The sequence below is a fragment of the Agaribacterium sp. ZY112 genome, assembly GCF_041346925.1.
GTDB lineage: Bacteria > Pseudomonadota > Gammaproteobacteria > Pseudomonadales > Cellvibrionaceae > Agaribacterium.
Genome location: NZ_CP166840.1, coordinates 3,595,001 through 3,620,103, shown reverse-complemented (window position 1 = coordinate 3,620,103; position 25,103 = coordinate 3,595,001). Strand labels below are relative to the sequence as shown.

Sequence of the window (25,103 nt, the reverse complement as noted above, 5' to 3'; positions counted from 1 at the left end):
TGATACTCAAGCAAGAGTTAAGCAGAAATGTAAGTTTAAGACTTTGATCCCAAGCATACAGAGAGTGACTTATATAAGCCGCGATTGATGGAGATGTTGTGTATATACAATAAAACAGGAGGGCTTATTACCCCAAGAGTAGGGTTTAAGGTAGTTGATCTTGTATTAAAATATAACGTATAGGCTCAAGATGGTTTTTCAAACCACGAGAGGCTGCCACAGCGGGTAGAAAACGTATTAAATTAGTACGGTTTCAAATGGCCCTGCCGTTGTTATGGAGGAGCTTAAGCTAAAAGCTATCGAAGCGTATCTTGTTTTCTGTTGATAGGGCTTTCTTGTTTCAAGTGTTAAAAAAGATGCGTGGATTTCTCCACGCGGAATTCATAAGTTGTCCGCCGTTATTTAAATCTCACACCATTAAACCGTTTGCTCAGAACGTCGTTTTTTTAGCCGTTTAAGTAATTCAGCCTGTACGACAAGTACCAGTAATAAAAAAGCACCACGTATAACAGACTGCCAATACGTGCTGATTTCAAAGCTGCCTTTACCGTTTTCAAAGTTAAGAATATTAAAGATTAAGCCCATGAGTATCACCCCTGCGATAGACGCGGTAATGGAGCCTAAACCACCGGTTAATAAGGTGCCACCAACAACCACAGCTGCAATTGCCAGCAGCTCCCAGCCTATGCCTTCGAGTGGCTGGCCTGCACCAAAACTAGCGGCAAGGGTGACACCGGCAATACCGGCTAAAGTACCAGACATTAAGTAAACGGTTATCAAGGTGCGGTTGACTTTTAGGCCCATTAGTTTTGCCGCTTCTTCATCTTCGCCCACGGCTAACACGGAGCGGCCAAAGGGGAGTTTCTCTAGCAAAAACCAGGCACCGACGGCGATTACACAACATACCACCACGGTCCAAGGGATGAGGTCAAACATGTGTCCCATGCCATAAACGGTAAAGTTACTTTCCCATGAAATAGGTACTGAGTGGCGGTCGGAAGCGATTAAAGCGACGCCTCGTGAAGCCAGCATCATCGCTAGAGTTGCAATAAATGGGGCAATTCGTAGTTTTACCACCACAAAACCATTGATCGCTCCACAGGCAAGGCCGGTAAAGGCGCCGGCGAGCATGGCCGGTAGAATGCCATGAGGGCTAACAAAAGCTGCGGTGACACTTGCAAGGGCTGCGACCCCACCCACAGATAAATCAATACCGCCGGTCATGATCACAAAACACATGCCGATAGCGATTAAAATAAACATGGAGTTGTAAATTAAAAAGCTTTCAATGTTGTAGGCCGATAAAAAGTTGTCGTAGCGAAAACTTGCAAAAACAATCATTAATGTAAGGGCGACCCAAACGGCTTCTGTTCGCAGTAGCGGGTGTTGGCTTCGGCCAAACAGTTTATTGAGTTTCATAAAACCTAGCCTTTATTTTTAGAGTGCATTTGAAGGTAAATAGCCGCGATAATAATGACGGCCTTGGCGACCATTGCCACGGAGTCGGAAATACCATTGGCTAATAAGGTGTAAGACATCATCTGTATAACCAGAGCGCCAATAACGGCACCAATAACGGGGGCTCGCCCTCCGGCCATAATAGTGCCACCAACAACAGCGGCGGCAATGGCATCCAGCTCCATTAATAAGCCGGCGGTATTAGCATCCGATGCCGAGTTAATGGCGGTGGTAAATAAACCAGCTAAACCTGCACAAAATCCGCAAAAAGCATAAACAGCTAATTTAACTTTGTAGCTTGGTAAGCCGCATAAAGAAGCGGCTTTTTCGTTACCGCCAACGGCTAACAGGTAGCGGCCAAACATCGACTTTTTAATAAAGATGGATACCGCAAGCGCCATTAAAATGAGAATCAAGGCCTGAACGGGCAGGCCAAGTATTTTCCCTGTGCCAATATATTGAAAGGCCTTGTTATTAAAAGTTTGAATATCGCCACCGGTCAGTACTTGAGCGATGCCTCGGCCAGATATAAATAACACGAGGGTTGCGATCATCGGTTGTATTTTGTAGTGGCCAACTAAAAAGCCATTAAATAAGCCACAAAAACTCGCCACTAATAGCGGTAATGTGATCGCCAAAGCAATGCCAAGTGCGGGGTTGTTTATGCCAAAATCGGACATAAACACCAGTGGCGCCAGTGCTCCGGCTAATGCCAGTACCGAGCCAACCGAGATATCAATACCGCCACCACCTGATGCGATCACCAAGCACATACCGATCGCAACAATGGCGATGGGGGTAACTTGAGTTAGGTTGATATATAAAGTCTGCATCGCAAAGAAGTTGGGGGTAATCAGCGCGTTGGCAAGCAGAAGTAAAATAAGGGCCGTGAGTGCGCCGTTGCTTTTAATCCACGTTTTCAACTGAGTAGCAAAGCGGCTGTTGTTTTGCTCTTGGTAAGGTATCGATTCCACTATGTGCCTCCTAATTGACTGCCATGGTTTGATCTTTGCCTAAGGCATCCAAAATGGCGGCCTCGGAGACATGTTCGTAATCCAGTTGCCCGTAGGAACAACCTTCTTGCATCATTAATACACGGTGGCAGGTTGACGAAATTTCTTCGTACTCAGATGAAATAAATAACACTGCCATGCCTTGAGCAGAGAGTGATAAAATCAGATCGCGAATTTCTGATTTAGCGCCAATGTCGATACCGCGTGTAGGTTCGTCGAGAATGAGCACTTGAGGGTTGTTCGCCATCCAGCGTGCCAGCAGCACTTTTTGTTGGTTGCCTCCAGACAGTTGTGAGATGGGCTGTTCCATATCGGATACTTTGATCTTGAGTAATTTGATAAACCTATCAACCAACTCGACTTCTTTTTCTTTATCAATAAAGCCATGTTTTGACAGACTATCGAGCACAACTAAGGATAAGTTTTCTCGCACTGACATATGTGGAATAATGCCTTCATTTTTTCGATCTTCGGAACAAAAGGCGAGGCCGTTTTTTATAGCAGTTTTGGGGCCTTCGACACCAATGACCGTTTCCCCAATGCGAATCACGCCTTTAAATGACGCGTCGATATCGGCACCAAAGACTCGGCGGGCAACTTCACTGCGTCCGGCGCCTAAAAGCCCAGCTAGACCAAGAATTTCCCCTGGTTTTAGCTCAAAACTTACCTTGCGTAAAACACCGCTTCCGGAAATATCTTGCACATCTAAGATGCTTTGTTCGCTATTGGGACATGCTTCAGGGCGAGCATGTAGATCATGGCTAACCTCATCCACTGCTTTACCCAGCATTTTGGCAACCATATCCATTTTACTCAGTGCATGGATATCATGAGTCTCAAGCAGGCAGCCATCACGCATGACCGACACCGAATCACAGATTTCAAACAGCTCTTCAAGGTGATGGCTGACGTATAGAATCGCTACGCCTTTGGCTTTTAATTCGTTGACGGCTTTAAATAGAGTGAGTTTTTCGGCATCGTCGAGAGACGCTGTGGGCTCATCCATAATCAACAACTTGGCATCAAACGCGATGGAGCGGGCAATGGCAATAAGCTGCTGTATTGCCACATTGTAAGAGTCTAAGGGCTTGTTAACGTCAATATCCAAACCCAGCACCTCGAGTGCGGCTTTGGCAAAGCGGCTGCACGCTGCCCAGTCGATCATGCCAAATTTTTTAATTTCTCGGCCAATAACGATATTTTCAGTAACCGTTCTATAACCGAGTAAATTCACCTCTTGGAAAATGGTGCTCATACCATCCAACTGCGCTTGATGAGGGGAGGCGTAGTTAACCGTTTTGCCATTAAAGGAAATATGGCCGCTGTCTAGTTTATAAGCGCCGTTTAGAATTTTGATTAACGTCGATTTACCAGCACCGTTTTGGCCAATTAATGCGCGTACTTCACCGGCATGAATGCTCAGGTTTACTTTGCTTAATGCAGGGATAGCATTAAAGGCTTTATTGACGCCTTTAACCTCTAGAATAGGGGTGTCGCTACTCATGGTTGCTTCCTTGGGTAGAGAAAACACGGGCCGAAAAGAGCACGGCCCAGAGATGATATTAACTAGAATGCGTCTGCGATATGCTCTGCGGCATTAGAGGCATCAAACAAGCGATCTTCGGTTTTAATCCACGTTGGAATCTTTTCACCGTTTGCATAACGCTGCATGGTTTTACATGCGAGCGGGCCGAACTTAGGGGTCGATTCGACAATAAAGGCGAGCTTGCCATCTAAAATAGCTTGCAAGCCATCACGCGTACCGTCTTTACCGCCAATGATGATATCTTTACCAGGTACTAAACCTGCAGCTTCAATAGCCCTGATGGCACCGAGCGCCATTTCGTCATTGTGTGCCCAGACCAAACTTACATCTGGGTGGGCTTGAAGTAAGGTTTCCATCACTTTTCGACCGCGATCACGAGCGTAGTCACCAGATTGTGAAGCGACAATAGTCATCTCTGGGTAGGTATCAATAACGCGGTTAAAACCAATAATATGATCGCGAGAAGAGGTGGCTCCGGTGGTGCCTTCCAGTTGAATGACTTTACCTTTACCGCCAGAGAGCTTGGCCAGTTGCTCGGCAGCACGTTCGCCTTGTTTTACAAAATCCGAACCTAGAAAGGTAACGTAATCAACCCCAGGTTTGACAATACGTTCATCCACTTTACGGTCGACAAGAAAGACGGGGATACCGCGCATTTTTGCCTTTTTAACAGCCGGTACCAGCGGTTTTTCTTCTCGTGGAGGCAAGAAAATAACATCCACCCCTTGGGCTATCATCGAGTCGACATCTGAAACTTGCTTAGAGGCAGAGCTAGCGGCATCGGATACGATCAGCTGCCAACCACATTCTTTGGCGACATCTTTAAAGCTGTTTGTTTCGGCGATACGCCAAGGGTTGTTGTTTTCAGATTGGGCAAAACCGACTTTATAGAGCTCTTTTTTCTCTAAAGGTGGGGCTGAAAAAGCCACGCTTGAGAGTAAGCAAAGTAGGGGCAGGGCTGCTAATTTTTTCATTATTCTTATCGTCCATTCGCAAGTTATTTTAGTTATTTAGATAGTAGCGATTGTAAGTATGGGAGCCATGCAAGTGGCACCCATAGAGCTCATACATTCTAACCACATTAGGAGGATATATTTAAGTGTTTTTGAGCTAATGTTGATCAAGTTGGACTTAGAGTAACGACACAGCGCACGATTATCTGTTATGCCTCTAAAACAGTGTTCTGGCTGCTCAGGAATATCAGCGTATAGCTAGAAGTACTCGTTTCATGATCAAGGGCTGGTTTTTTAGCGCAGCGCCTCGGGCTCAGGGCTTGCCCTGTTATATTTCTCTGGTACGTATTGATAATGGCCAGTAATTTTATAGTTGAACAACATGTCTTGCAGCTCTGGGCCACGGCCAATGTTATGCACGATCATTGGGTTGCCAGTAGCTGGGTTCATTCTTTCACTAACGATACCAATGTGGGGTAGGTTGCCAGGCAGCATCCACGTTACGAGGTGACCGGGCCTATAATCTTTGGCATTAAGCGTGACGGGTAACTTTTGACCGTGACGTTCAAAAAAAGCTTGAAGATTTGGTATCCGTCGGTGATCAATGTTCTTATCGGGGCGTTTAAGACCCCATATTCGTGTTGAAGGGTACAAACTAAAATTCGCCTTCATATCTTCGTGAACTAACTGCTGAAGATCGACCCCCAAGCTGCGATAAGAACGTATAACGACATCCGTACACACTCCTATTTCTTTGGGCACGTCACCCCATGGATAGTCGATAGCCATGTACGCGCCATCATAACGCACAGCATGATTCGTTCTTTCATGTGCTGCGCTCACAATATCTTGTTCGAAACTTAACGCAGATGCGTTCGTCGAAGCACAACAAACTATAACAAAAATAATTCTACGCACACAGCCTCCACGAAATACGGCCTTGTTATCACCGAAGCCGAGCATCTTGCTTGGCTGGATAACTTTATCACTTACTTTGTAGCAGCGCTTAAAAGTAGGCTTAGACATACTTATCTTGCCGAAAATAATACGCTATTTGTTTTTATCACAGACCAAAAAACAAAGTTACTCCCTGTATTCCCTCGTGTAAAAATATGATTGCTAACGATACTAGGGCGGCTACAGAGCACTTCGGTGATTCTTATGAGTAAGCTCCCGATGTAGAAACCAAAGGTCTTTGAGGCATTACTCACTCTCTCATTCGGCGGTGCCGAAGGTATTACTTAATGTGTGGTATTTAAGCAAGCTTTTAAGATGTCCGTTAAAGTGGTGCAAGCCTATTGTTCTGTAGCACATGACGGCTAAATAAAGTAGGTTAGTGCTTTTTCACCTGAGTTTTAAGCGATTAAAATGACTTTTTGATGCTATCGAATGCGACCCCGTACTTATCTAATAACTGCTTAATTCGATGTGAATCATTGCTCGAAGTTTTCGCTTTTTCGGCTTACATTAAATAGCTTTCTACCTGCATCAGCCATTGAAGCTGATTTTTTGCAGGTTTTAACGATAATGGATAATACCTGAAGCTCGTAGAGGTCCATCGCCGCAATTTGTTCCGGCGTTAATAGCAGTTTGATGTAGTCAAAACTGTCGTGGGTATTTACGTTCCATTTTTGATATTGCTGAGCTTGCCGAGAGTTAGCCCCTTAGTTCTTCTGGACACATATAATGATCGGAGTGTCAGAATTGCGACGCTTGGCTTTCTGTTGCCTAGAAGTGATGCAGGTTCTATAGCGGCGTAGAAGCATAGTCCCGCAATATGTGTACGTGTAGTTAATCTACTTGTATCGTAACGTGCGACTTACCCGTTTCTCCGCTAGTCCAGGGGGGGCGAGCCCCTTGATTCCTTAATGACTAAGAAAAAGTATGCCCTCCCGCCAGGAGCGTGCCTTTTATCAAAGGCTCCTCAAAGTCTTTTAAAGCCGATGTTGACTTAATCTAGGTCAACTCTGCTGGATATGAAAACCATCAGTGTGTCATTGTTTAAGGTTGGCCACTGTTTTACCTGTGTGTGACGGCCGAGGCTAAGCCTTAGATGTTATTTTCAGGGAGTAAGAAAATTGTGGCGCCTAATACTTTGTAGGGCAGGGCTTTACCGGTGACGGCTAATGTCAGGAAAGGTATCCTAAATGGATTTTTTTATTCTCTAGGTTATGCAATCTGTAATATTGGTCGCAGCTGGTTTTTATATTTAGGGGTGAGCACAAAAGTAAGGGGCGAGTACAAAAGTACATGGAGCAGCGTAAGTATTTTAAGTATAAGGTTGTTGAGCTAGAGGGCGTTTTCGAGAGTTCAAAAGACGATGTTGCGGTTCTTGAAGAGTTAGAAGAAGAGCTGGATTTACACCGTAATACGCATCGTGCTAAGACCCTATTGGGGACTGTGCGCACCCACCTTGGTGCAGAAGAAAAAGATAGTGCCAATTATGTCCCCCCACCTGTGGTGCCAATAGATGAGCCTGTGCGGGATACTCGTCAAAATGAGGAAGTTGAGCTTGATTGGGAAACCGTTATTTCGGGCGCAGCTCAGCATGCCTTTGAGGGTGCTGATGGCCATATTCCCGCTGAGCTAGCAAACAGACCCGAAGATATTCTTGATGCTTGGACTGCGCTTGAGGCGCTATCACCGCAAAGCTATAAAAAGCCAAAAGACCTTGTTATTCCCGGTGGCTCTGTTGCTTACCTTCGGCACAATCAAGAACCATGGTTCAAGGGTGAAAAAGCGCGACCCAAAACCCAGCTTTTCTATGTTGTTCACCTTGGTTGCGTTGATCTTGAAAAAGCTACAGAAAAGCTCTTAGCAGTTTATAGGGATGAGCGCGTTGAGCGTCAATCGGTCACAGGTCTTGCTTCACTCGGATTGATCATTCTTGATCGACATGGTGTTCCTATTCCTGATACTGGTTTAGCGATATCGAGTTTTGGTTGGGCGTATGCCAGAGCACTTCAAGGGAGGCTACACGAGCTTAAATCGTGGGAGGCCGCCGAAGAAGCTCTAAAAGAGGGCTTAGAGAAGATCATCTATAAGCAAGATGTTAACGGAACAGTTCTTCCGTTTTCACTCGATAAGGCCGAGCAAGCATTTAAATGGCTAACCCATAATTGTGATATACCAAGTGAGGATTGCTCCGCTCCAAGCTTTGCTATTCGTCAGTACCAATCCTTTAAAAAGGGCGCACCAGACCCCGATATCCTGAACAGCTTCTTTTTGGGGGATTTACAGCGCGCAAAACATAGTGTTGAGAGCGGCGAGCCCAACAAAGCACTGAGCGAATATCTGGGGATCACCAAACCTCAGAATCAATATGACCTCCTAAAGGATAAAGTTCACATAGAGCGAGCGTTACAGCCAAAGAATATGCCGCTCGGACGTTGGCCGAGTAAAGGTCGCCATTCTCTTGTATTGCTCCAACAAACATCCGTAAATCTTGCAATGAAAGAGCTCAAAGACGGTGGGTTGTTTTCAGTTAATGGGCCACCGGGTACAGGTAAAACAACGTTGTTACGAGATGTTGTCGCCTCTGTGCTTGTGGAGCGGGCTACTGCGCTATATTCATTTAAAAATACTGATGACGCATTTGAGCATGCGGGACAAATGAAGCTCGGCAATGCTTTTGTTCACCTCTATCGTTTGGATGAAACGCTAAGGGGGCATGAAATCGTTGTGGCCTCAACCAATAACAAAGCTGTTGAGAATGTCAGTAAAGAGTTGCCTCTACGTGAACAGGTCGCGGAAGATATTGGGGACTTGAATTACTTTAAGACAATAAGCGATGCGCTTAGCGATGGTGAAGAAGAAACATGGGGCTCAATTGCTGCGGTACTCGGTAATTCAACAAATCGTAATAACTTCGCGCAGAAAGCATGGTGGGATAAAAATTGTGGTTTATGGACCTATTTTTATTCCATATCTGGCCAGCTTGATATAGAGGTCGATGAAAACGGTGAGGATATTATTCCGAAAATCGTCCAAGAGTGTGATCCACCATCCAGCCCAGAAGAAGCAAATCGTCGTTGGGAAAAAGCGCGTCAACGTTTTGCTGAGGCCCTTGCTAAATCGAAAAACATCAGAGATAGGGCGCAACGTGCATATGAGGCGAGCGGTCAAGTTGGCGCGCTAAGAACACAAATTCGTGAACTAACTGTAAAAGCTGAAGAGCAGGGGGGCTTGGTTAGCTCTGCTCAAGAGGTGAAAGAAGCGCTTGTATCTGAGATAAAGGAAATTGAATTAAGAAAGAGCAATGCATTTCATCAAAAAGAGCGTCATGAAAAAGAAAAACCGAGTTTTATCAAACGCCTTTTTGCACGCGGTACTTGGCGTGAATGGAAAGGTAAACAAAATTTATTGCTCGATGATTTGAAGTCTATTCAATCTGAACTAACGGAAGCTCAAGGTCAACTAGGAAGCGCTTATAAAGACTATGATAAAAAGTTTAAGCAGTTAAAAACCTTCAATGAAAAACTTGCGAGCGTAAAGAAATCCTATCAAAAAACACTCGATGTAATTGAAAAAGAAGGGGCGATTTGCGGAGGCAAACTGGTTACGCCGGAGCTATGGGAGCGTAGTCACGATGACCAGCAAAAGTTTACGCCCAATTATAGCGATGCGGCGCAAAGAATTCGAGATGATGTCTTTATTGCGGCAATAGAGCTTCATAAAGCGTTTATCGACGCTTCTGCCAAGCAAGTTCGTCAGAATCTAGGTGCTTATTTTTATTGTTTGGGTAATGGAAGTTTGCCCGAAGATAAGCAAGCGTTACTCCCTCATCTGTGGTCAACGGCGTTTTTATTTACACCTGTATTTTCTACAGCGTTCGCTTCCGTTGGGCGCATGCTTAAGAAGCTCCCGAAGGATAGTATTGGATGGTTGCTTATCGATGAGGCTGGGCAAGCGACGCCTCAAGCGGCTGTTGGGGCCATATGCCGTGCAAAGCGCGTAATGTCGGTTGGAGACCCTTTGCAAATTGAGCCTGTTTTTACCTTGCCGCCAACACTGGTTGAGGGTATATCAAAATATATGGGTGTTGAACCCTATCATTGGATGGCACCAAGTGCCTCCGTGCAAACTTTATCCGATCATGCCAATTCCTATGGTACAACTATTCCGCGTGATTTAAGTGAAATCAGAATTGGTAGTCCGCTTCTCGTTCATCGACGCTGTGAAGATCCGATGTTTAAGATTTCTAATCGAATGGCATATAACGGGCTAATGGTACACGCAACGCAGCCCAAACCCTCTGAAGTGACACGGTTCATCGGTGAACAAACGGCGTGGTTTGATATAGAAGGTAGTGCACAAGAGAAATGGTGTCCCGAAGAGGGAGAGCATGTTGCCAATATGCTAATACATACCATCAATGAGTTTAGAGGGGATACAGATATATTTGTGATATCCCCTTTCAGAATGGTTGCAGATCAAATGGGCGCACGTATGCGCCAAGAAAGCGAACGTTTAGCGGATTATGGTATAGATGATCCAAGTCAATGGATCCGTGACAACATTGGAACCGTACACACCTTTCAGGGTAAAGAGGCACAAACGGTAATCCTATTGTTAGGTGCTCCAAGTCCAATGCAAAATGGTGCACGGCAGTGGGCGACATCTAATGTAAATCTTCTGAATGTCGCGGTTTCTAGGGCTAAGCAGAATTTTTATGTGGTTGGTAATCGTAAACTTTGGGGTGACCTTGGGCATATGAAGATTATTTCGAGGTATGTAAAGTGACCTTTGTGGTAGATTTTTTGACTTTACTGAAGGCCTACAGCATATGTTGAACTCACAACCCATAGCGGTCATTAGAGGTTTGCAAATACTAATATGCTGGTGTGTACAAATAGATCTGGTAGCCACTAGCGTTGGAGCAACGCGCGCTCTGTAGTGCATGTTCACTCTCCTATTTGGTGGGGCCATGATGTGCATTGGCTGATTTAGAGGCTATGAAAAGGCTTTTAGACTAAAAAGTAAGTTTCTTGCGAAATAAATAATCAAGGTGGTAATTGATGTGGACAGATAATGAAACTGATCGTGATTTTCTTAATTTTTCTACCGTAGCAGCTACGGTTTCAGAGATTATCGCAAGGGCAAATGGACAGCCTGTCTCTATAGGGGTTTCTGGAAGCTGGGGCGTCGGGAAATCGTCTATGATCAAACTTGTCCAAGCCAATCTGAAAAACACCTGTGACAATCCAAACGAAAAGAAATACATATTTGTTGAGTTCAATGCTTGGCTGTATCAAGGATACGATGATGCTAAAGCTGCGTTGATGGAAGTCATTGCTAGGAAACTTTCAGAAGAAGCAGAACAACAACAAACGGCGGTTGGTAAGACTAAAGATTTACTATGCCGCATTGACTGGCTACGAGCGGCAAAAACAACCGGTGGTGTCGCAGCTTCTCTCATAACTGGCGTACCCATAGGTGGCCTTGTCGGTAAGGTTTGGGACTCGGGGGAAGCGCTACTAGACGGAGAAGTTACAGAAGAAGACCTACAGTCTGCTAGAGATTCCGGTAATGAAGCTCTTCAAGAAGGGAAAAGATTAGTAAAGCCGAAGAAAAGAAAATCTCCCCCTCAAGAAATAGAAGCGATTAGAAGAGGGTTCGAGAGTTCGCTTGAAGAGCTTGACGTTACACTGGTCGTACTGATTGACGATTTAGATCGCTGCTTACCAGAAACTGCAATATCGACATTAGAAGCACTGCGACTATTTCTATTCCTGAAAAATACCGCATTTGTTATTGCTGCCGACACGAAAATGATTCATCACTCTGTCAGAAAGCACTTCCATGATATGCCTGACGATCAGCTAGTAACCAACTATTTCGATAAGCTTATACAAATACCTATTCAAGTACCCAAACTCGGTGTACAGGATATTAAAGCTTACCTCTGCATGTTGTATATCGACCTTAGCGATATCGAACAACCCGAAAAAGACAAGCTGAGAGAGAGGATATGCAGGCAGTTGTCTGAAACCTGGAAAGGTGCTCGTGTTGATAGACAGTTTCTGGAAGGCTTGTCCCAAGAACTCAATATCGAAATACCCGTAAAACTATCCACACAAATCGACCTTGCTGACCGATTAGCACCTCTAATGTCTTCGGAAACAGCCATTGATGCAAATCCCAGGTTAATTAAGCGTTTTCTAAACGCCATATCAATTCGCCTAGCAATTGGCAGCGCCCAAGATATTGCGATTGATGAAGCCGTCCTGACAAAAATACTTTTGCTGGAGCGTTGCGGTTCAGATGATGCCTACAAAAAAATTGCGACATCTTGTGCACGTAATGATGAGGGACTCCCGTCAGTTTTGAAGGACATTGAAGCCAGCTTAGAAGAAGGTAAAGAGATTGATTGGCCACCAGAATTCGATACTGCGTTCTTTAAACAATGGGCTGCCTCAAAGCCCCAATTAGCTGATATTGATATTCGTGGTGCGTTATATGTCAGTCGAGAACATTCGCCATTACTCCTCAGTCATGAACAACTATCATCGAGTGGCCTGGAGATTTTACGTGCATTAAAAGAAACACCTGACATGGCAAATGCGCTTAAAGATTCAATTAATGAGTTGGCGACTGAAGATTTGAATCTGATAATGGATAAATTGCTGGAAATTGCCGCGCGCGAGCAATCATGGGGTGCACCGGATATATTAACTGCCTGTGTAGTTGTTGGACAGGCTCATAAATCTGTTGGTAAACGCTTTGGGGCTTTTTTGAGTGAGCGCCCCACAAATCAAATCGAGCCGAGCATTGTTCCAAAGATCGCAGAGGAAGACTGGGTCGATATTCCGTTTGATGTTTGGACAAAGTCAGACGTATCAGGACCAGTAAAAAAAGCAATTCAGAAGAGTAAGGAATAATGGGAACATCAAGTTCAAGCAATGGCCCCGGTTCAGGGATACCGATGGTACCGCCTTGGGCTGACAACCCCACGGAAGCTCCCGATGCTGGTCAGAGTAGTCAAGACGACAATCAGTCAAACCCTGAAGATAGCAACGCAGGGGACAATACAAAAGAACCTAATCCCCCCCCGCTAAACGCTCCACCAGGTAGATTTGGAGGCGCGCGCAGTAGTCTAGGTGCTTTCGCTGGTGATGGGAGCTCAAGCAGTATGCGTAATGGAATTCGTCAATACGTCTCCAGGGGTTATGGCGGGGCCAAAAGTGCGGCGCGAAGAATGGGTAGCACCGCGTCTACTGCAGGTGGTTTAGCAGGAATATTATCCCCCGACACACGCACAACCACTCAATCTAACCATTTCAATGCGTTGTCTTTTCAATCGAAAAACTCCGACGATGTAGTAAATGCAATCATTGAAGCTGTCAGACCTATTGACGGAACCCAGGATTCAGAAGCTTCAAGAGAATCTATCAAGGATGCATTAAGCGAGCTATTAGATAAGAATCCCGATGCTGATTTACTGGAGCTAAATGATAACGACAAATATTTAGTCATAGAGACTTTTCTTGCCTCCGACATTTATCAGAGAATTGCGTTAGATGTCGGGAAGCACATACAAGACAAGGCACCCAATGCAGCAGCAGGCGTAAGTCGATTAAAACAGATAAAAGAGTATGTACGCGAAACAGTTAAGTCGTCATTCAAAAAAATAGGAAACAACCTATCCTCGTTGTCACAGAACCAAGTTACTCGACTAGCCCGTAGTGTATTAGAAGACACATACGAAGTTTTTGAGGACTATACGCGATGAAAATAATATGCGGACCAAAGGGATTTAACTTCGATGATCATAAATCGAATCTTGACGTTCAGCTTTACTCCATTCCTGACAACAGGAGATTAGCGTATGCAGGTCACGGAATTGCAGAAGTAGTCAGGAAAAGAAAAATTAACCCTTCCTCAAGGTCATGGGACTTTTTATCAATCGCGCTTTCAGTGGTATGCGCTGATACTGCTGGACACAGAAAGCAGAGCCCCGACGGGTGGACTAGAGAGTTCCAACTTACAGTTGCAGTAATTGATCCAGATTTCTGGAAGTCACAAGTAGAGATCATTCAGAAAACTTTGAATTTTCTGACCACAGACCGATGGCTTATCAATTTTTGTGAAGGAGGTTTTTATCCAAAACCACCAAAGCCAGAGAAAAAATTCGACGCTGACTGCTTGACACTTTTCTCTGGAGGCATGGATAGTCTTATTGGTGCAATTAATCTTGTTAAAAATGGACGAAAGCCAGTCACTATCAGCCAAGTTGTACAAGGCGATCAAGCCAAACAAAAGTTATTTCCACAAAAAATTCATTGTGACATCGAGTCTCTCGTAATGAGTCATAAAGCCAAAGTACCAGATGGCGAAACTCCTGCGTCTCAGCGTTCACGATCTATAGCTTTCTTAGCCTATGCTGCTCTCGCAGCAGCATCCTTAAAAAATCAAGACGGTTCCAATACTGAATTAGTAGTCTCAGAAAATGGTTTTATTTCGCTGAATACACCTCTAACCCCGATGAGAGTGGGCAGTTTAAGTACAAGAACAACACATCCAACCTATCTTTCTGGTATTCAGGAAATTTTTGATTCAGCGGGTATTGGACTAAAAATCGATACTCCCTACGCATTGAAAACTAAGGGGGAAATGCTATCAGATTGCAAAAATCAATCCCTCATCAAGGAGTTGGCCCACCAATCAACGAGCTGCGGTAGATTCTTGCTTTTTAAGAAAACTCATTGTGGTCGATGCGTTCCCTGCTTAGTTAGACGAGCTGCATTTAATAAGTGGGGAGAGGTGGATAGAACCACTTATGTCTACAAAAATTTGGGTAAAAAGGACTCCGAGAATTCTGGCTTTGACGATGTTCGTGCAGTCGCAATGGCAATTATACAAGAAAAAGAAGTAGGTATTCGTCGCTGGATGGGTGCGGGGCTTTCCTCTGCGCCAATTTCAAACATCCAACCCTACTACGATATCGCCCAGCGTGGTTTAAAGGAGCTTGATGACTTTCTGAAAGCCCAGGGGGTAACTTAGTGGATTTTCATTGCCATTTAGACCTGTATCCGGATCCCTTTGATGTAGTGTCTAAGGCGAAGCGAGAAGGCACTTTTGTCTTATCTGTTACAACTACTCCGTCTGCTTATGAAAAAACTGCACATCTAGCCAAGGATTGTCCGAATATCGAAACGGGGCTTGGCCTACACCCAGAGCTAGTCCATCAAAGATTCGGTGAAATATCGTTGTTTGACAAATGGATACATTCAACGGACTTTGTTGGTGAAGTCGGCCTTGACGGTTCATCGAGATATAGAAGCTCTTGGGAGAACCAGATAAAAGTATTTACCCACGCACTGAAAATATCAGATATTCATGGGGGAAGGATTTTATCGATACACAGTCGTCAGGCAGCTACTGAGGTCATGGATTGTTTAGAGCCCTTCAAAAACAACAACACCTTTATCCTGCACTGGTTTTCCGGCTCTATTAAAGAGCTTAACCGGGCAATTGAACTTGGTTGCTGGTTTAGTGTTGGCCCAATGATGCTGAGGGGAAAGAAAGGTAAGAGCTTGGTGTCTCGAATTCCAAAAGATCGAATCTTGTTAGAGACCGACGGCCCATTCACTTCGATCAATAAACAATCACTATACCCCTGGGATGCAAATCGTATGTGTATACCCGAGCTTTCGGAGTTATGGAGTGTCGATCCCAATAAAGTCTCTTCAATACTGGGTGAGAATAAGCAAATGCTGTTGTCAAAACGCTACTCCCTAAAAAATTAAGCGCGATGAGCTTAGTCATGTCACTAATAATTTTGAGAGGTCATAGAGCATCTCTAATCTTATTGAAAGATATAGTTCCCAAATGAACTAAACGTCTGCTTCTGGCCGAAGGTCGCAAGATTCAAGGTGAATTTACATGCGGGAAAACTTCAGGAAAGAAAAACCTATGAACATCTGCAAGCGCTTCCAGTGTAATACCTGCGATACTCTAATTGATTGTCGGATAGGGATGTCAAATAGAGACCTTCAACCTTTTCAGTTTTCCTGCCCCAATTGTGAAGAAATAATTAGCTTTACAATTGGCTCCAGCAGCGGGAATCTAGAAGGTGCTATTGATGTGGTTAAATTTGATGGCCCATTTACAGGTGAAACCCCATTTGTAGACCTCCATCTAGATTTTCCCGTTTCTTTCGGTGCATATAAAAATGGAAGTTCGGCTTATATGAAAGCGGTAAGCGAGCTAGGTAGCGAGGCTTATGCACATCTCGCACAGCGACTCACCAATCTGAATATGCTACATACAAAAAACAAAGACTTAAAAAGGCTTATTACTCAGTATAAGCGTGGAGATACAAAATCTTTTGCAAAAATATGTAGTGCTATACCCGGAGTAGAACTTAAATCACAAAGGAGGCAGGATATCATTGCGGGTTTGTATGCGGCGACATCGATCATGTCCTCTCCCTTTACAATTCATGAGCTGAATAAGGAATTGTCACATGAGATGCCTCACATCCTCAGAGACGTGTTTGAAACTCACACAGAAAAAACGAATGAATATCTTGAGGCTATCGCCGACAATGGATTTCTAGAAAATTTGCACCATGACTGTATCAGTCTATATCCAAAAATTATTGAGCTGGATCTGCCGCTCAGGCCGACCTTTTATTACGATTACGTAAGTGCCGATAAATTGGGTAGTATTCCCACGCGTGTATCAGCATCCGACTTTGAGATGTGCAGCAATCTGTATAAAGACTTAGCCGAGGTCTACTCCCGCCAACTCGTATTGCTTGCAGGCTTAAATAACCTTATTAAACGTGGAGACGCTGATTTGTTTGAGAAGTCAGTTAGGCTAAATATAAAGGGGAGGCTCATTAAGGACTATTCTTCTCTCAATGATTATGCGAATGTTGATCTTGGTCGAAAGGTTGAGGCTATAGATGATTCATTTTATTTGATTTGTACGAAGGCTGTTGATAATAAGCTAAGGAATTCGATTGCACATTATAAATATGAATATAAGTCATCGTCTCAGCTTATTACTTTCTATCCGGCGAAAGAAGGTATGAGGCGGGAAAAATATTATTCACTATATTTTATTGAATTTATGCGAAAGGTACTTCTTTTGTTTAGAGAGGTGCATAGTATTAATCACATGATTAAAGCGCTCTTATTTTTTAGAATTCTAATTTTAAAGGAGGATGTTTAGTTGAAGTGTTTTGGTGGTATTTATACTGGGAGTCTGTCTTTGTTGGTGGTGTTGTTCAGGTTGTCAGTTAAGGTGTAATTGATAGCCGGGTGGGAGTTTTGAGTGGTTGATGAGTGTTGATTAGGCAGGCGGAATGTACAAAGATTACTTCACACTATCCAAAGATAAAGATACGCACTTTTTTGATCTTCAGAGCTCGAAGCTTAAAGCTGGTCTTTACAAAAGTTCTGCTGAATTTGGCGATCTTAAGCATAAAGTTTACGTTATAGATCCATTCGATGGGAAAAGACCGCTTCTTCTAAACTATGAGTTCATAGTTGAAGAGAAAGCGTTGGATATTGGCTTTTATCACACCCTCATAATGGACTCAAATGTTGTCTCGGGTCTTCATGAATATCTAGCTTATAGGCGAGGGCAAATTAGACTTAATGAAAGTATGGTTGATGCCTTGGAGTCATTTTTGGAGCACTTATGTGTTACCAATATTGACTATAGCAGCATATTCTACTTGGCGGAAAACTACTACAAGGAAGGTAAAGGCGCAGTTCTCGAACACTCATCCTTAAGAATATCATCGATACTTCAACTGTTTAGTATTAACCCTGAGATATTTGTTAATGATAAAGAGATAGTCATCGATCAAGAAAGGAAAGATTATTACTTTGATCTTCATAATGGCGGAAGTTTTGATCAATGTGGTCGGAATATCGCGAAGTGGTTTGTAGAGTCCCATGAGCCGTCTATGTATGATACTTGGAGTAATCTTACTTACGCGTGTTTACTAAAGATGGTGTTGATTAAATTTAAATACAAGAAAGAGGTTGATAGGAAAAACGAAGAAATGTACCAGTTTATGGTGACGGATATTGGTGCGGTGTTATCTTGGGAAAATGCGTTAGCATTGAGCTACTTTTCTGGTTTTGTAGATAAGTTTATTGGAGTTGATAAGAAAACGCCTCTGGAGAGAGCTAAGTACAATCTCAAAAGAACTTCTTGGGATGTGCTGCTGCTAAAAATGCCTTACTTTTTGCTTAATGTTAATCATCTGCCTGAAGTCACATTGGGGTATGTAGCCACATCTGAAAAAAAACTTTATGAATTTGGCAGGAATATCAGCTTGTCTTTACAAATGTGTAGAGTGGGCGACTCAGTACCTAAACCAGTTGTTAGTTTTGATTTGGGAGAGCATGCTGAGAAGCTTGGTGATGTTAAGGCAAGAGAGCTAGGCCTATCATCATTGGAGATCGCGCTTGATCGACTGGTGGGAGCATCAGAGAAAGCAATATCTCCGGTTGATTTAAAGTATTTGGTTAGAGACCTTGAGCATCAACTTAGCTTTCTCTGCAGAAGTTAGCGAAAGGCTATTTTGAAGTATAGCCACAAATCGAGAGTGGATTAACCCACTTTATTAAGTTAACCCACTCTTTGAAATCCTTAACCCACTTTATTCCATAACCTCAAGGCTTATTCTTCATCCACATAGTTATCAATACTAGGGCAGCTACAAACCAAATTCCTATCCCCATAAACATTATCGATACGGTTAACATAAGGCCAGTATTTGTGCTCATGTAAATAAGGCAGTGGGCGTGCGGCTTGCTCGCGTGTATAGGGTCTATCCCAATTCTCTAGCATGTCGTCGAGCGAATGCGGTGCGCGTACAAGTGGGTTGTTATCCAGTGGGAATTCGCCTTTTTCGACAGCTTCAATTTCTTTACGGATGCTTATCATGGCATCGCAGAAACGATCTAGCTCGGCTTTGCTTTCGCTTTCCGTAGGTTCGATCATTAATGTACCGGCAACAGGGAAGCTCATTGTTGGTGCGTGGAAACCAAAATCCATTAAGCGTTTGGCAATGTCTTCTTCGCTAATACCGCTGGCCGCTTTTAATGGGCGCAAGTCGAGCAAGCACTCATGAGCAACGCGGCCTTCTTTGCCTGTATAAAGAATAGGGAAGTCTTCTTTAAGTTTTTCCGCTACGTAGTTCGCATTTAAAATGGCGTAACGGGTAGCGTCGGTTAGGCCTTCTTTGCCCATCATGCGGATATACATCCAGCTAATAGGTAGTATGCTTGCCGATCCCCAAGGCGCAGCACTAATGACGCCATTTTCAATCTTGGTGCCTTTAATGTCTTGCAGTGGGTGGCTCGGTAAATAAGGTGCTAAGTGGTTTTTTACACCAATGGGGCCCATGCCTGGGCCACCACCGCCATGAGGGATGCAGAAAGTCTTATGCAGGTTAAGGTGGCTTACGTCGCCACCAAATTCACCTAGGGCAGCAAGGCCAACCATGGCGTTGAGGTTTGCGCCATCGACATAAACCTGTGCACCGATGCTATGCATTAGGGCACAAATATCACGTATATCCGCTTCAAATACGCCGTGGGTAGAAGGGTAGGTCACCATAATCGCAGCGATTTGTTCACCGTACTGTTCTACTTTGGCTTGTAGGTCGTTGATGTCGACGTTGCCTTCGGCGTTACAGGGGCTAACAACTACTTTCATGCCCGCCATATGAGCCGTAGCTGGGTTTGTACCGTGAGCAGAGCTTGGGATAATGCAAATCTTACGCTCGGTTTCGCCCTTCGCTTTAAAGTATTTGGCGATAGCAACAAGGCCTGCGTATTCACCTTGCGAGCCGGCATTGGGCTGAAGACTAATGGCGTCGTAGCCTGTGCAGGTCGCCAACATGCGTTCTAGTTGATCAAATAACTCGAGATAACCTTCGGCTTGTTCTAGTGGGGCAAAGGGGTGGATTTTGCCAAACTCGGGCCAAGTAACGGGTAGCATTTCTGCGGTGGCATTGAGCTTCATGGTGCACGAACCTAAAGGGATCATGCTTAGGTTTAGTGCTACATCTCGGCTCTCTAAACGCTTTAAGTAGCGCAGCATTTCGGTTTCGCTGTGGTAAAGCTCAAACACCTCATGCTGAAGTGCGTTGCCTTGGCGAACTAAGCCCGAAGGTATGGCTTGTTTGTTTACGGCTAGGTCTTCGAGTTTTTCAAAAACCTCAGCAAAAGCGCCACCGGAAAAAATGCTTAATAAATCTTCAATGTCGTGTTGCTGGGTGCATTCATTTAAGCTGATTGCTACCGCATTTTTTCCAACTGCGCGTAAGTTAATGCCACTATCAACAGCACGCTGCATAAGTGCTTGCTGTCTATCATCAACTTCTACGCACAGAGTATCGAAGTAGCTTCCGTTGCGAATCTTCCAGCCTTGTTTTTCTAATCCAGCAGCCAATATTTTTGTACTGAAGTGAATGCGAGTCGCAATTTTTTTAACGCCTTCGGCGCCGTGATACATAGCGTAAAAGGCACTTATGATTGCGAGTAATACCTGTGACGTACAAATGTTCGAGTTGGCTTTTTCTCGGCGAATATGTTGCTCACGTGTTTGCATGGCCATACGCAGAGCTTGTTTGCCACGTGAATCAATACTTACGCCAATGATGCGGCCTGGCGTTGTACGCTTGTGGTTCTCTTTAAATGCAAAGAAGCCTGCGTGAGGTCCACCAAAACCCATGGGTACCCCAAAGCGTTGGTTGCAGCCCACAACAATATCGGCGCCTTGTGCGCCTGGGCTTTCTAATAAAATCAAGCTCATAGGGTCTGCGCCAACAATAAGTTGCGCATCCTTATTGTGTAATTGCTCTGCGATGGGTTTTAGTTCAGGGATAGCGCCATCGGTACCAGGGTATTGAACGTAGGCTGCAAAACAATCACTGTCGGCGATCTTATTAATATTGCCAACACATAGTTCAAAGCCAAAGAACTCTGCGCGTGTACGCACAACTTCAATAGTTTGAGGGTGGGCTTGCTCGTCGATAAAAAAGACATTGCTCTTGTTTTTGCGGTTGCTGCGCTTGGCCATCGACATGGCTTCAGCGGCGGCAGTGGCTTCATCGAGTAATGAAGCGTTGGCCATGTCCATACCGGTCAGCTCAATGATAAGCTGTTGGAAATTAAGCAAGGCTTCTAGGCGACCTTGGCTTATTTCTGGTTGATAGGGGGTATATGCGGTATACCAGCCTGGGTTTTCAAGAACATTGCGCAATATAACAAGAGGTGTATGGCAGTCGTGGTAGCCTTGACCAATATAGCTTTTGAATATCTTGTTTCGGCTGGCAATGTCTTTTAATTCTGCCAGGGCATCTGTCTCGCTGACTGCATTATCTAAGTTGAGGCCTTGTTGCAGGCGAATGCTTTCGGGGACGGCTTGTTCCATTAAGCTATTGAGATCGCTTACGCCAAGCAGTTTAAGCATGGCGTCAGTATCGGACGCGTTGGGGCCAATATGCCTACTAATAAACTCCTCAGAGTTAGAAAGTGCTTGGAGCGAGGTGGAGTTAGTCGCCTTTGTCATGGAAGGTTCCGCATTGGGGCTTGAGTCAAGCCGAGGTTGCTCTTAAGGTTGTTAGCGCTTGCTGAGGCCAAATCTAAGCCTAAGCCTGCGTGGTTACGGGCGCGCGATTCTATCAGAATGCTAGTTGATGAGATAGTAAACAGTTTTTACATCAGTTTGAGCTGTCACCGTAGGGCATTTGCTTTTGTGCTTTTATTATTTCTTGTGTATGGGCACTTAATATAGGTATTTGTAATTAGCCCTTATATTTCCCCTTGTGTTAACGCTTATGAAAAGTGAGGCCTGAGTGCTAGAGCATATTTTTTTGTTGGTATTTGTCGTTTGGGTTGTCGCTCAAAGTTTTTTTGGTTGGCGTAAAGGGCTGTGGTTGTGCCTTTTAGATATAGCAGCTTTGGTTTTAGCTTATCTTGTTTCTTTTTTCTTTGGTGAGCAGCTGACTAACTATTTAAGTCAGTTTCCGAGTATCGATACGCACGCGCGTTTTATTGCTTATCCCTCGCTGTTTATTGTGGTGAATAGTGTCCTGCCTTTTGTTCTTAAGCATGTGTTTCCTGCGCTAAAGCGCCGGTCTTTATTGTTATCGCTGGCTGGTGCTGGGGTGGGGGGAGCAACGGGAGCCGTCATGGCGCTTTTGGCTGTTTGGTTTGTGGGCATTGGCATGCAAACTATGGGGATCGAACAGCCAGGTCTAGAGTTGGGGCAGCAGGCGCAGCCACTTAAAAAAGCGGCGTCTAGTTTGGTGTCTGAAGCGACCGAGTTGGGGCTACGTGCAACAGGTGCTGATCCCGCTCAAGCGCAAGTGATGGCGAGCATAGTGGCCGAACCTGAGTCTGTTATTCAGTCAGTAAAAGAACTTAGCAAGAGTGAGCCTTTAAAGCACTTGGTTAGAAATAAACGCATCCAGCGCATGATGGCGACAAACGATGCCTCTAGTTTGGCCGCGAGTGATGAGTTTCAGCAGCTTGTGCAAGACCCTGCAATGTCGGGTTTTCTCAATAAACTTGAGCAAAGTGGTAAGCACGATCAGGCTGCTCAGACTTTTTTGGCTGAACAGTTTAGTTTTGTCTGGCGGCGCATGCTTTACACTCAAAACGATCCACGAGTACAGTCTTTGTTTGATGATCAGCAGTGGCGTGAGAGCTTGGCGCAAAAAAATCCTGCTCAACTAATGGCAGATTCTAAGTTTCAGCAGTTGGTCTCTGTGATTTTAGAGAGCAGGCCAGAGCTGAAGGATGCCGATTTAAGTTATTTGTTAGATAAAGAGCTTGCTGCTGACTTGCTTGATGGGCCGGAGGTTACGGGTTTGGGGCGAGATGATAAGGCAGCTAAGCGGGCAGTTAAGCCATATCGGTCTACAGAAGTTTATAAATGGGTCGATGATCAAGGTGTGGTGCAATACAGTCAATGGAGCAGTATCCCTGAAAGCAAGCGCGCTAGTGCGCAGCGCTTAATGAGATAGTGGTTCAGTTAGGGAGCGAACATGACAGGTAAAAAAACAGATAAACAGTTAGTAGAAAAAGTAGGTGGTTGGAAGCGCCTAAGTAAAGAGCTGGTATATGAAAATCCTTGGATTGAAGTCAGCCATGAAGAGGTGCTCAGGCCTAATGGTAGTGAGGGTATTTATGGCCTGGTTCATTTTAAAGGGCGCGCTCTAGGTATTGTTGCAATTGATGAGAATGGTTGTTGCTATTTGGTAAAGCAAAGTCGTTACGCGCTAAATGAAGCCAGCATAGAGCTACCTGAAGGTGGTGGTTCTATGGAGGAGTCTCTAGAGCAAGCAGCCGCAAGAGAGTTGGAAGAAGAGTGTGGCCTTATCGCAGCTCATTGGCAGCCTTTATTAAAACTGCACATGTCTAACAGTATTACAGATGAAAGTGCTTACGTATTTGTGGCAACTGGATTAAGCCCCGGTAAGCAAGCTTTAGAAGATACCGAAGATATTGAAGTACTACACCTGCCTTTAAAAGAGGCTGTGGCCATGGCAATGGATGGTCGGATTACGGACGCTATTTCAGTCGCTGCTTTATTTAGGGTGGCTTTAGATCCTCAATTTAAGGTTTTTATGTAGCTGTTTTCTTATCGCTCTTATTCTTTTTTATCATTCTTGCCTTAACGTATTACTTATTTGGGCTCTTTGGCACTGTTAGTTTTTACTCTTGCTTCATTTATATGTCTATTGCTTTTCTGAGCTCTTTTGGGGCTTAAATTAGAGCGCTTTTTGTACAATGCTCCATAAGTGTGAAAAAAATGAAATAAAGCGTTGACCATCCGAAATATCAGTGTAATATGCGCGTCCTCGCTAAGGGGAACAGCGGTTCAGCCGGTTCAACTTAGTAGATGCCGACCAAGCGGAAACGCAGTGGCGGCGGCGCTTTTAAGCGCGATGTTCTTTAAAAATGTGGATTCTAAAGTAATCATAATATTTACAAATATTTATGAATGAGTTTCTAACTCAAGCGTAAGATTTCTGTGAAGTGATTATTCTTGGCGTAGTGAATGTGTTTAATTCGTATGAATTGGATATGTTCAACTAAAGTCGTATCAGCAAAATTCATTTGTGTTATATGGTCAAGTGAATAAGCGCACACGGTGGATGCCTTGGCAGTTGAAGGCGATGAAAGACGTAGGAGCCTGCGATAAGGTTCGGGGAGTTGGCACACAAGCATTGATCCGAACATTTCTGAATGGGGGAACCCAGTCCTTTAGGACTATCGTGCACTGAATACATAGGTGTACGAAGCGAACCCGGGGAACTGAAACATCTAAGTACCCGGAGGAAAAGAAATCAACCGAGATTCCCTTAGTAGCGGCGAGCGAAAGGGGATCAGCCGATAATTATTGAAATAGTGGAACAGTCTGGAAAGTCTGGCGATACAGGGTGATAGCCCCGTACATGAAGTTTCAATAGTTACATATTAAGTAGGACGGGACACGTGATATCTTGTCTGAAGATGGGGGGACCATCCTCCAAGGCTAAATACTCTCAACTGACCGATAGTGAACCAGTACCGTGAGGGAAAGGCGAAAAGAACCCCTGTGAGGGGAGTGAAATAGATCCTGAAACCGTGTGCGTACAAGCAGTAGGAGCTCTTCGGAGTGACTGCGTACCTTTTGTATAATGGGTCAGCGACTTATTGTCTGTAGCAAGGTTAACCGTTTAGGGGAGCCGTAGGGAAACCGAGTCTTAATAGGGCGTTTAGTTGCAGGCATTAGACCCGAAACCCGGCGATCTACCCATGGGCAGGTTGAAGGTTGAGTAACATCAACTGGAGGACCGAACCCACTAACGTTGAAAAGTTAGGGGATGACCTGTGGGTCGGAGTGAAAGGCTAATCAAGCCGGGAGATAGCTGGTTCTCCCCGAAAACTATTTAGGTAGTGCGTCATATATTACCCACGGGGGTAGAGCACTGTTAAGGCTAGGGGGTCATCCCGACTTACCAACCCTTTGCAAACTCCGAATACCGTGGAGTATGAGTATGGCAGACAGACAGCGGGTGCTAACGTCCGTTGTCAAGAGGGCAACAACCCAGACCGCCAGCTAAGGTCCCTAAACACTATTAAGTGGGAAACGATGTGGGAAGGCTTA

At 44.5% G+C, this 25,103-nt stretch carries 15 protein-coding genes and 1 rRNA gene (1 of these 16 cut by a window edge); 10 read left to right on the top strand and 6 right to left on the bottom strand.

Features of this window, described 5'->3' with window-relative positions:
- Positions 1–417 precede the first annotated feature (417 nt).
- The 5 genes from AB1S55_RS15695 to AB1S55_RS15675 form a co-directional block, all read right to left on the bottom strand.
- On the bottom strand, positions 418–1,419 hold the full coding sequence (locus tag AB1S55_RS15695) for an ABC transporter permease (protein ID WP_370979122.1): 1,002 nt from the start codon (positions 1,417–1,419) through the stop codon (positions 418–420).
- A 5-nt stretch (positions 1,420–1,424) separates the two neighbouring features.
- A complete protein-coding gene (locus tag AB1S55_RS15690; RefSeq protein WP_370979121.1) occupies positions 1,425–2,432 on the bottom strand; it encodes an ABC transporter permease in 1,008 nt (335 codons plus the stop codon).
- A gap of 10 nt (positions 2,433–2,442) precedes the next feature.
- A complete protein-coding gene (locus AB1S55_RS15685; RefSeq protein ID WP_370979120.1) occupies positions 2,443–3,975 on the bottom strand; it encodes a sugar ABC transporter ATP-binding protein in 1,533 nt (510 codons plus the stop codon).
- Positions 3,976–4,037: 62 nt separating this feature from the next.
- The gene (locus tag AB1S55_RS15680) at positions 4,038–4,991 is read right to left on the bottom strand and encodes an ABC transporter substrate-binding protein (RefSeq protein WP_370979119.1); all 954 of its coding nucleotides are present in this window, start codon (positions 4,989–4,991) and stop codon (positions 4,038–4,040) included.
- A 273-nt stretch (positions 4,992–5,264) separates the two neighbouring features.
- Positions 5,265–5,996 carry a DUF1287 domain-containing protein gene (locus AB1S55_RS15675; RefSeq protein ID WP_370979118.1) on the bottom strand — a complete coding sequence of 244 codons (732 nt, stop codon included), beginning with the start codon at positions 5,994–5,996 and terminating at the stop codon, positions 5,265–5,267.
- 1,224 nt (positions 5,997–7,220) lie between these two features.
- Here AB1S55_RS15675 and AB1S55_RS15670 point away from each other — a divergent pair.
- From AB1S55_RS15670 to AB1S55_RS15640, 7 genes are all read left to right on the top strand, one after another.
- Entirely contained in the window at positions 7,221–10,712 is a 3,492-nt protein-coding gene (locus AB1S55_RS15670; protein ID WP_370979117.1) for a DEAD/DEAH box helicase, read from the top strand.
- Positions 10,713–10,987: 275 nt separating this feature from the next.
- Positions 10,988–12,850 (top strand): P-loop NTPase fold protein, encoded by a 1,863-nt coding sequence (locus AB1S55_RS15665; protein WP_370979116.1) that lies wholly within the window; start codon positions 10,988–10,990, stop codon positions 12,848–12,850.
- 251 nt (positions 12,851–13,101) lie between these two features.
- A complete protein-coding gene (qatB, locus tag AB1S55_RS15660; protein WP_370979115.1) occupies positions 13,102–13,701 on the top strand; it encodes a Qat anti-phage system associated protein QatB in 600 nt (199 codons plus the stop codon).
- The gene (qatC, locus tag AB1S55_RS15655; protein ID WP_370979114.1) at positions 13,698–14,972 is read left to right on the top strand and encodes a Qat anti-phage system QueC-like protein QatC; all 1,275 of its coding nucleotides are present in this window, start codon (positions 13,698–13,700) and stop codon (positions 14,970–14,972) included. Before qatB ends, qatC begins: the two co-directional genes overlap by 4 nt.
- The gene (gene qatD, locus AB1S55_RS15650) at positions 14,972–15,718 is read left to right on the top strand and encodes a Qat anti-phage system TatD family nuclease QatD (protein ID WP_370979113.1); all 747 of its coding nucleotides are present in this window, start codon (positions 14,972–14,974) and stop codon (positions 15,716–15,718) included. The genes qatC and qatD overlap by 1 nt, the downstream gene beginning before the upstream one ends.
- Before the next feature lie 229 nt (positions 15,719–15,947).
- Positions 15,948–17,150 (top strand): hypothetical protein, encoded by a 1,203-nt coding sequence (locus AB1S55_RS15645; protein ID WP_370979112.1) that lies wholly within the window; start codon positions 15,948–15,950, stop codon positions 17,148–17,150.
- Positions 17,151–17,283: 133 nt separating this feature from the next.
- Complete coding sequence (locus AB1S55_RS15640) at positions 17,284–18,504, top strand: hypothetical protein (protein WP_370979111.1); 1,221 nt, start codon at positions 17,284–17,286, stop codon at positions 18,502–18,504.
- A 110-nt stretch (positions 18,505–18,614) separates the two neighbouring features.
- Here the strand turns inward: AB1S55_RS15640 and gcvP are convergent, their stop codons facing one another.
- Positions 18,615–21,515, bottom strand: a complete 2,901-nt coding sequence (gene gcvP / locus AB1S55_RS15635; protein WP_370979110.1) for an aminomethyl-transferring glycine dehydrogenase — start codon at positions 21,513–21,515, stop codon at positions 18,615–18,617.
- A 286-nt stretch (positions 21,516–21,801) separates the two neighbouring features.
- Between gcvP and AB1S55_RS15630 the strand changes: the two genes are divergently transcribed.
- The 3 genes from AB1S55_RS15630 to AB1S55_RS15620 form a co-directional block, all read left to right on the top strand.
- The gene (locus AB1S55_RS15630; protein ID WP_370979109.1) at positions 21,802–22,974 is read left to right on the top strand and encodes a CvpA family protein; all 1,173 of its coding nucleotides are present in this window, start codon (positions 21,802–21,804) and stop codon (positions 22,972–22,974) included.
- Positions 22,975–22,995: 21 nt separating this feature from the next.
- Complete coding sequence (locus AB1S55_RS15625) at positions 22,996–23,583, top strand: NUDIX domain-containing protein (protein ID WP_370979108.1); 588 nt, start codon at positions 22,996–22,998, stop codon at positions 23,581–23,583.
- Between the two features lie 498 nt (positions 23,584–24,081).
- Positions 24,082–25,103, top strand: a 23S ribosomal RNA gene (locus AB1S55_RS15620); it runs 1,851 nt beyond the window's last position.

Bases quoted from the DNA above. Each gene is read 5' to 3' on its own strand.
- AB1S55_RS15695 (WP_370979122.1), bottom strand. From the start codon at position 1,419: ATGAAACTCAATAAACTGTTTGGCCGAAGCCAACACCCGCTACTGCGA.
- AB1S55_RS15685 (WP_370979120.1), bottom strand. From the start codon at position 3,975: ATGAGTAGCGACACCCCTATTCTAGAGGTTAAAGGCGTCAATAAAGCC.
- AB1S55_RS15680 (WP_370979119.1), bottom strand. From the start codon at position 4,991: ATGAAAAAATTAGCAGCCCTGCCCCTACTTTGCTTACTCTCAAGCGTG.
- AB1S55_RS15675 (WP_370979118.1), bottom strand. From the start codon at position 5,996: ATGTCTAAGCCTACTTTTAAGCGCTGCTACAAAGTAAGTGATAAAGTT.
- AB1S55_RS15670 (WP_370979117.1), top strand. From the start codon at position 7,221: ATGGAGCAGCGTAAGTATTTTAAGTATAAGGTTGTTGAGCTAGAGGGC.
- AB1S55_RS15665 (WP_370979116.1), top strand. From the start codon at position 10,988: ATGTGGACAGATAATGAAACTGATCGTGATTTTCTTAATTTTTCTACC.
- qatB (WP_370979115.1), top strand. From the start codon at position 13,102: ATGCGTAATGGAATTCGTCAATACGTCTCCAGGGGTTATGGCGGGGCC.
- qatC (WP_370979114.1), top strand. From the start codon at position 13,698: ATGAAAATAATATGCGGACCAAAGGGATTTAACTTCGATGATCATAAA.
- AB1S55_RS15645 (WP_370979112.1), top strand. From the start codon at position 15,948: ATGTCAAATAGAGACCTTCAACCTTTTCAGTTTTCCTGCCCCAATTGT.
- AB1S55_RS15640 (WP_370979111.1), top strand. From the start codon at position 17,284: ATGTACAAAGATTACTTCACACTATCCAAAGATAAAGATACGCACTTT.
- gcvP (WP_370979110.1), bottom strand. From the start codon at position 21,515: ATGACAAAGGCGACTAACTCCACCTCGCTCCAAGCACTTTCTAACTCT.
- AB1S55_RS15625 (WP_370979108.1), top strand. From the start codon at position 22,996: ATGACAGGTAAAAAAACAGATAAACAGTTAGTAGAAAAAGTAGGTGGT.